The sequence below is a fragment of the Rhizobium sp. 10N427 genome, from assembly GCF_056394605.1.
On record NZ_JBFTID010000012.1, the window covers coordinates 169,876 to 177,322 of the forward strand.

A 7,447-nucleotide genomic window follows, 5' to 3' on the forward strand; every position below is an offset into this window, starting at 1 on the left:
TTTCTGCCTTTCGGTGCAATCGCCGCTCAATTGAGCACGACATATTCGGTGAGTTGCCCGACGGTTGTTTCCGACTTCGGGACATCGAAGACCTTCGTGCCATGGCTCATGATCACGAACCGGTCGCAGACCTGGAAGGCGTGATAGAGATTATGGGTGACGAGCACGCTGGAAACGTTCTCGGCCTTGAGCTTCAAGACCTGATTAAGGAGCGCTTCCGTTTCCCGCACTGAAAGTGCGGAGGTCGGCTCGTCGAGCAGCAGGACGCGCTTCTTGAAATGGACCGCGCGGGCAATGGCCACCGCCTGCTTCTGTCCACCGGAAAGATTACCGACGAGGGTGTCGGGTGAATCGATACCCGAAATATGAACGGCGTTCGTAAGAACCTCCATCGCGATGTCGCGCATCTCTGCTTGCCGCAGGAAGCCGAACCGATCGGTCAGTTCGCGGCCCATGAAGATGTTGCGGGTGATGGAGAGGGAATCGACCAGTGCCGTATGCTGGTAGATAGTCTCGATACCCGCCTCCGCAGAATCGGACCGGCATGTGAACAGCGTGCGCTTTCCGTCGACGCTGATATAGCCATCCGTCGGCTTGTGGATGCCGGAGATCAGATTGACGGCGGTCGATTTTCCGGCGCCGTTGTCGCCGAGCAGACCCACCACCTCCCCTTCGCCGATATGGAAGCTCAGGTTGCTCAAGGCCGTCAGCGCACCGAAGCTTTTCGAGATATTGTGGAGTTCAAGAAGATTTTCTTTCGACATCAGACGCCCGCCCGCCGCTCGATGAGTTGATTGAAGATCGCCGCCAGTACGATGAGCGTGGCGATGAACATGTCGAGATAGAAACCCGGGGCTCTCAGAAGCAGCAGCACGTCGGTCATCGTGTGGATCAGCAGGACGCCGAGGAAAATGCCGGCGATCGAGCCGCGCCCGCCCCGCAACGAGAGCCCGCCTATGACGCAGGCGGCAATCGCCTGCAGTTCGAGCCCGGCGCCCTGCCCCGGCTGCACGCTGCCAACACGGGCGGTGGCTAGGATGCCCGCCATCGCAGCCATGGCGCCGGCAATCGCGAACGCGATGAGCTTGACGCGGCTGGTGTTGATGCCGATGGCCTCGGCTGCTGCACGATTGCCGCCCGTTGCGAAGACATGGTTGCCGAAGCGGTGGCGGTGCGTCAGGAAATGAAAGCCGATAACGAACAGCACGATCCAGATGAACGCCGCATTGATCCCGAGAAACGTTCCCGAGAAGAGTGCGGAAAAGACCGCGTCAGGGTCGAAACGAACCTGCACGGCACCATTGTAGAGCAGTACCGCGCCGCGCCAGAACAGCAGGCCACCAAGGGTGACGATGAAAGACGGAAGGCCGAAGCGTAAGGTGATGTGGCCATTGAGGAGCCCGATCATCATGCCGGCGGCAATGCCGGCCGGGGCGGCGATGAAGGCGCTGACGCCGGCGCCGACCAATGTCGCCATCAGGATTGCGGTGAACGTGTAGACCGAACCGATCGAGAGGTCGAATTCCCCGGCGATCATCAGCACGCCGGCGCCGAGCGCCAGGCAGCCGAGAACGGGCACCGCCTTCATCAGGATGGTCAGGTTCTGTGGCGAGAGATAGCGAAAGTCATCCGGATAGAGCAGCGCTCCGAGAATGCAGGCGATCTGCAGTGCGACGAAAACGAGAAGGATCGCTCCCGCCGGCATCGCCATGATCTGCTTGAGAACGGATTGCTTTTGGGTCCGCGAGCGTGGCGCGGCACTGTCTGCGATAATAGGTGTCACGGTTTTTGACTCGATCTTTTGGTAAAGCTGGAGCCTGCCGGTCTGCCGGCAGGCTCGTCGGATCGGATTACCGGTAGGTTCCGATCAGAGGCTTGACGGATCCAATCCGCGACTTGTCGAGGAAGGCGCCCTGCCCGGTGTCGATGTCCGTCGGCGTCAGACCATATTTCTTCGCCAGAGCAATCTGGGCGATCGGGTGATAGCCCTGCAGATAGGGCTGCTGATCCATGGTGGCGAACATCGCGCCGCTTTCGACCGCATTGACGATCTCAACCGCAAGGTCGAACCCGCCAAAGGGTATCTTGACCCCTGCATCCTTGATGGCGCCTGCACCGACCGTGGAGGTCACCGAACCCGTGCCGAACAATGCCTTGACGTTCGGGTTGGCGATCAGGAACTGGGCGATGATATTCTGGGCTTCGGCCGGGTCGAGGCCGGCGCGAACCGTTTCGACCTTGATGCCTGCCTCGGTCATCGCCTTTTCGATGCCGCCCCCACGGGCCACCGCAAAGCTGGCTTCCGGGATTTCCCGCGGGTTGAAGACCACATCGCCCGACTTCAGACCAAACTCCTTGATCATGCGGTTGCCGAGTTCATAGCCGGACGCAAATTCATCCATGCCGACATAGGCCTGGCGGCAATTTCCCTTGGCGCCTTCGAGGTCATCGTTGTTGAAACCTATGACGATGATGCCTGCCTTGACCGCCGAGCAAATGCTGCTGTCGAATGCATCCGACGATGAAATCGCAACTGCGATCCCATCGACACCGCTTGCCGTCGCGCTCTCGATCAGATCGTTCTGGCGTACCGGGTCGTTGTTGGCATATTGGACGTCGAGATCGACACCGAACTGAGCCGCCGCGTCTTGTGCACCCTTCACCACCGGGTTAAAGAACTGGACGCTCGGATCGAGGTAGATGATCATCGTCGCCTTGACGTCGGCTGCAAGTGCAGTCGTCGAGCACAAGGCTACCCATGCCGCGGCAAGTGCCGCGGATTTCAGTCTGGTCAATTTCATTTGCGTATCCTCCCTTTGGATGTGCAATGCGGGTCGAAAGACCCAATTCCCGGCTGGCGAGCTCCGACCAAAGATCGCGCCAGCCGGGATTTCCCCCAAGTGTTGCAGCCCTCCTCCTGTGTCAGGCTTCGTTCACGTGCCTAGCTGAACCATGGCGCCGGGCGACCCAGCGTCACGTGAATTCCCTTGAATTGCGAATATTCGTCGAAGCCGTAGCGGCCAAGTTCGCGCCCCAGGCCGCTCTTCTTGTAGCCGCCGATCGGCATTTCCGGTGTTCCGTCGATGACGCTATTGATCCAGCAGCGTCCGGCGCGAATGCGGCGGATACTCTGCAGCGCGGTCTCCAGATTGGTGGACCACACGGAAGCCGAGAGCCCGTATTCGCTGGCATTGGCGATCGACACCGCCTCATCCGCTGTCTTGAACGTCAGCGTCGACAGCACAGGACCGAATATCTCCTCGCGAGCGATCGACATGTCGGGCGTGACGCCTGCAAAGACGGTCGGCGCGTAGTAGAGGCCCGCCCCCTCGCCCGCCCGCGTTCCGCCGAGCAGCAGTTCTGCACCCGCCTCGACGCCCGCTTCGACATAGGAGTGAACCTTCTGCGCATGAGCCTCGGAGATCATCGCCCCGATCTTGGTGCGCTCATTCAAGGGATCGCCAAACGTAACCTTGCGCGAGATGTCGAGGAGCCGCTCCATCAGGGCATCGCGGATACCCTCCTGCACAAGCAGGCGGCTGCCGGAAATGCAGCATTGGCCGGCATTGTGGTAGACACCATAGGCGATACCATCGGCAGCCGCTTCCAGATCGGCATCGGCAAAGACGATCTGCGGCCCCTTGCCGCCGAGCTCTAGACCGACCCGCTTGACGCTCCGCGCCGCGATTTCTCCGAGCTTCGTGCCAACGCGCACCGAGCCGGTGAATGCGACCATATCCGTACCGGGGTCTTCAGCGAGAACCTGGCCGGCCGGATCGCCGTAACCGGTGACGACATTGAAAACGCCGTCCGGGATGCCTGCCTCGCGTGCGAGTTCGGCCATGCGGATGGAGGTGCCCGATGTAAATTCCGAAGGCTTGAGCACCACGGTGCAGCCCGCGCCGATCGCCCAGGGAACGCGCTCCGAGGCAATGATGAAGGGGAAATTCCACGGCGTGATGATACCGACGACGCCGACCGGCTCCCGCAGCACCAGCCCAAGCCGATCGTCGCCGATGTTGTTGTGGGACTGCCCCTCGAGCGCACGAGCCTGCCCCGCTGCATAGGACCAGAGATCGGCGCAGAACCCGATTTCGCCACGCGCCTGAGCGATCGGCTTGCCGACCTCGAGGCTTTCGATCAGCGTCAGCTCCTCCTGCTTCTGCAGGATGAGATCGGCGACCTTGAACATGAGCCGCGAACGCTCGGCGCCCGACATGCGGGGCCACGGCCCGGTATCGAAGGCCCGCCGCGCCGCCGCGATCGCCGCCTTCACGTCATCGGCCGATGCATCCGGCCAGGTGCCCACCACCACGCCGGAATGGCCAGGGCTGACGCGGTCTATCGTCTTGCCGGAAGAGGCCTCGATCGACTTGCCATCGACAAGCATCTGATAGCGGGATTTAATGCGAAGACGCGGGTCGCTGGAGTCGGGCGCGATGAAGTTGGACAGATTGGATAGCACTGCTTTTCAAAGGCCGGACATGCGGCGCCGGCCCCTCCCTGTTTGCCCGGCTTCGAGATTGCCGGATTTATGTTGCGTTTGAATTGTATGGTACTGTATGGTGGTTTTAGATGGACGTCAACGCATGACGGCGGCCAAGAATATGAACGTGGAATCCCTGAAAGTCGAAACGGGTGAGACAGCCGCTGCCCAGGTCGAGCGCGACCTACGCGAATTGATTATCCAGCTGGAATTGGCGCCAGGCACGCGGCTGTCCGAACAGGATCTCGCCACCCGCATGGGCGTGTCGCGCCAGCCGGTGCGCGAGGCGCTCATCGCGCTCGGGAAATCAAAGCTTGTCGAGATCCGTCCGAACCGCGGCACCGTCGTCGTGCGCATCTCCGCGCGCCAGATGATGGAAGCGCGCTTTGTCCGCGAGGCACTCGAGACTGCCGTCGCCCGCAGGGCCAGCGAGAGCTTCGACACATGGACGCGGCGGCGTATCGACACGATTATCGCCAGGCAGACGTCGGCCATGCAAGCCGAGGATCACAACGCGTTTCGCCGGGAAGATGAACAGTTCCATATCGCGATCGCCGAAGGTGCCGGCTGCAGCCTTGCATGGAACGCGATTTCGGACATCAAGGCCCATATGGACCGTGTCTGCAATCTGCAGCTCCGCCATCCGGATTCGATGATGCGGCTGATTGCCGAACACCAGGCCATTATTGAAGCCATCGATACGCGTGACGCCGAGGCGGCGGCCTCAGCGATGAGAGCGCATCTGAACGGCATCCTGTCAGACCTGCCACAGATCGAAGCCGATCATCCTGACCTGTTCGAATGAGTCTCAGGTCTTGTTGATTTCAGCCTGACGCCTGCGATCTGATCATTGGACAGACAGAAGCGTACGCTGGACCGCGGCGCAGCGTTGAGCTGGACCAGATCGACGTCAATACAGCTGCGCTTGTGCGCCACCGCTTCGGACGGCGAGTGTCTACTGTTCGCCCTTCCAGGTAAATATCTCAACCGGAAGCTCTACACCCTTCAGCTTGAAATGGCCGGCGGGCCTGAAGGCATTGCCGGTTTGAGAGGCAAAGAGTGCCGAAGCGAGCAGGTTGCATTCGAGACTATCAGCCAATTTTTCGATCCGCGCCACCTCGTTGACAGCTCTGCCGATGACCGTGAAATCGAGCCTGCGATCTGTCCCGACATTGCCGTAGAAGATCTCGCCGAGATGAAGCGCAATATCGACGGGAATCTCGGGTTCGCCGCGCGCTCGTCTGCGGTCATTCAGCTTTTCGTTCAATCGTATTGCACCTTGCGCGGCCGCTAGAGCCATTGCGCATGCTGACCTCGTGTCGCCTGCTTGCGCCGGAAAAATGGCCAGAAGGCTGTCACCCATGAACTTCAAAATCTCGCCGCCCTCATCAATGACCGGCCGTCCGATCGCTTCGAAGTGTTCGTTTAGCCAATCGACGATGAGGTTCGGCTCGTACTGTTCGTTCAAGGAGGTAAAATTCTTCAGGTCGGCAAGAAGGATCGCGGCGAAGATCGCCGTTCCGCCCCCGCGCTGGGTCTGGCCAGTCAGAATGAGCTCGCTTGTTCTCTCCCCGGTATAGGCGGCAAGCACATCCTTTGCCACGCGAGTGGTGGCAATCCGGCAGCAGGCGAGCGCCATCGCAGGCATGATGCTTTCAAACCCGGCAATCTGGCTTTCGGAAAAGCCACCGGCCTGGTCGGTCGCCAACGAAAAGCTTGCTCCCGCCAGGGCGGTCCCCCCGGGGAAGGGAGCGATCTTCATGACAAACTCGGTCGCACCTTGATCACTGAGCTCCATCAGAACTGGAAACGGCGGTGTATCGGCGTTCGCGGGCAGCGCCCACCGAACAAACTCGAGCTGGTTTTGCAGCAGATAGGAGATTGGCGATCGTTGGAAGAGCGCATCCCCCTCCTCGCCGTGCTCTTGGATTTCCTTCGAAATGCCCGACGAGCGATACCAGGCAACCGAAAAGCCTCGTTGCTTCGGGTCGATCGACGGCATTGCGATCGACGCGCGAATAAGCGGATAGCCCGCTTCGATCAAACGCGATGCAACACCGTCGAGCAATGCGTCGATATCATCGGTGGCAAGTCCTGTCGCGATGATCCAGGTTATGAGACCGCCCAGCCTTGGCATGCATTCTCCTCCATGGGGATGGATAGAAGATCCTGCCGGATGCACAGGTCTTTGTCGAACTTTTGCTGACGAAAATGTCGGCGAGAAAGCCGATGGCGCCGTTTGGTAAAAGGCCAGAAAGCCGCCCTGGCCTCCGCGTAATCTAGGATGCGATCTTGATTGGAATCCTGCGAATACCGTCCATTTGGTTGCGGGGCAGGTGAGCTTCAGGGCACGTGGAGCTAGCATCGCGAGGGAAAGCGAAGCTTTTCCGCCAGCGATAAGACGTGTTCAGGTTGGCTTTTGGAGAGTTGGGGGACCGGAATAATGGTTGCGGGGGCAGGATTTGAACCTGCGGCCTTCAGGTTATGAGCCTGACGAGCTACCGGGCTGCTCCACCCCGCGTTACCAGGTTTTTGCCGAAAGGCAAAATACCGTCCAGGTAAACCGCGACGCGGTTTATCCTGACATCGACGAACCGCTTTGCGGTTTGTCGTACTGCCGGGGCAACAGCGAAGCTGTTGCTCCCGTACGACGTTTCCGTCGTCTTGCCGGAGCAACTCCGAAGGAGTTGTCTCCTGTAATGGACGCACCATTATAGATCTGATGCGCCGATTTTTCAGTCTGATATAGGGCTTCAAACCAAAAAGGCCGCTTTGCGAGCGGCCCTTTGATCGGCTTTGGGCCGTAGAATGCGATGAGAAGATTAGTTGCGTTTTGCAGACCTGGCAGCGACCGACTCTCCCGCGTCTTAAGACGAAGTACCATAGGCGCTGGGGCGTTTCACGGCCGTGTTCGGAATGGGAACGGGTGCAGCCACCCCGCCATGACCACCAGGTCAGCGA

At 60.0% G+C, this 7,447-nt stretch carries 6 protein-coding genes, 1 tRNA gene and 1 rRNA gene; 1 reads left to right on the forward strand and 7 read right to left on the reverse strand.

Going from position 1 to position 7,447, the window contains the following annotated elements:
- Positions 1-26: 26 nt before the first annotated feature.
- From AC1DIJ_RS22840 to AC1DIJ_RS22855, 4 genes are all read right to left on the reverse strand, one after another.
- On the reverse strand, positions 27-764 hold the full coding sequence (locus AC1DIJ_RS22840) for an ATP-binding cassette domain-containing protein (RefSeq protein WP_112390075.1): 738 nt from the start codon (positions 762-764) through the stop codon (positions 27-29).
- A complete protein-coding gene (locus AC1DIJ_RS22845; protein WP_310301216.1) occupies positions 764-1,783 on the reverse strand; it encodes an ABC transporter permease in 1,020 nt (339 codons plus the stop codon). The genes AC1DIJ_RS22840 and AC1DIJ_RS22845 overlap by 1 nt, the downstream gene beginning before the upstream one ends.
- A 67-nt stretch (positions 1,784-1,850) precedes the next feature.
- Complete coding sequence (locus AC1DIJ_RS22850; protein ID WP_112390077.1) at positions 1,851-2,801, reverse strand: sugar ABC transporter substrate-binding protein; 951 nt, start codon at positions 2,799-2,801, stop codon at positions 1,851-1,853.
- A gap of 140 nt (positions 2,802-2,941) precedes the next feature.
- Complete coding sequence (locus AC1DIJ_RS22855) at positions 2,942-4,390, reverse strand: aldehyde dehydrogenase family protein (protein ID WP_310301387.1); 1,449 nt, start codon at positions 4,388-4,390, stop codon at positions 2,942-2,944.
- A 199-nt stretch (positions 4,391-4,589) separates the two neighbouring features.
- Between AC1DIJ_RS22855 and AC1DIJ_RS22860 the strand changes: the two genes are divergently transcribed.
- Positions 4,590-5,291: a GntR family transcriptional regulator gene (locus tag AC1DIJ_RS22860; RefSeq protein ID WP_162698762.1), complete on the forward strand. Its 702-nt coding sequence runs from the start codon at positions 4,590-4,592 to the stop codon at positions 5,289-5,291.
- Between the two features lie 150 nt (positions 5,292-5,441).
- Here the strand turns inward: AC1DIJ_RS22860 and AC1DIJ_RS22865 are convergent, their stop codons facing one another.
- From AC1DIJ_RS22865 to rrf, 3 genes are all read right to left on the reverse strand, one after another.
- The gene (locus AC1DIJ_RS22865) at positions 5,442-6,623 is read right to left on the reverse strand and encodes an adenylate/guanylate cyclase domain-containing protein (protein ID WP_112390079.1); all 1,182 of its coding nucleotides are present in this window, start codon (positions 6,621-6,623) and stop codon (positions 5,442-5,444) included.
- A gap of 307 nt (positions 6,624-6,930) precedes the next feature.
- Positions 6,931-7,007: transfer RNA gene (locus AC1DIJ_RS22870), tRNA-Met, on the reverse strand.
- 318 nt (positions 7,008-7,325) lie between these two features.
- A 5S ribosomal RNA gene (rrf, locus tag AC1DIJ_RS22875) occupies positions 7,326-7,440 on the reverse strand.
- Positions 7,441-7,447: the final 7 nt, after the last annotated feature.

What these genes read in the sequence shown, in the direction of transcription:
- AC1DIJ_RS22855 (WP_310301387.1), bottom strand. Translation starts at nt 4,390, where the DNA reads ATGCTTGTCGATGGCAAGTCGATCGAGGCCTCTTCCGGCAAGACGATA.
- AC1DIJ_RS22840 (WP_112390075.1), bottom strand. Translation starts at nt 764, where the DNA reads ATGTCGAAAGAAAATCTTCTTGAACTCCACAATATCTCGAAAAGCTTC.
- AC1DIJ_RS22865 (WP_112390079.1), bottom strand. Translation starts at nt 6,623, where the DNA reads ATGCCAAGGCTGGGCGGTCTCATAACCTGGATCATCGCGACAGGACTT.
- AC1DIJ_RS22860 (WP_162698762.1), top strand. Translation starts at nt 4,590, where the DNA reads ATGACGGCGGCCAAGAATATGAACGTGGAATCCCTGAAAGTCGAAACG.
- AC1DIJ_RS22850 (WP_112390077.1), bottom strand. Translation starts at nt 2,801, where the DNA reads ATGAAATTGACCAGACTGAAATCCGCGGCACTTGCCGCGGCATGGGTA.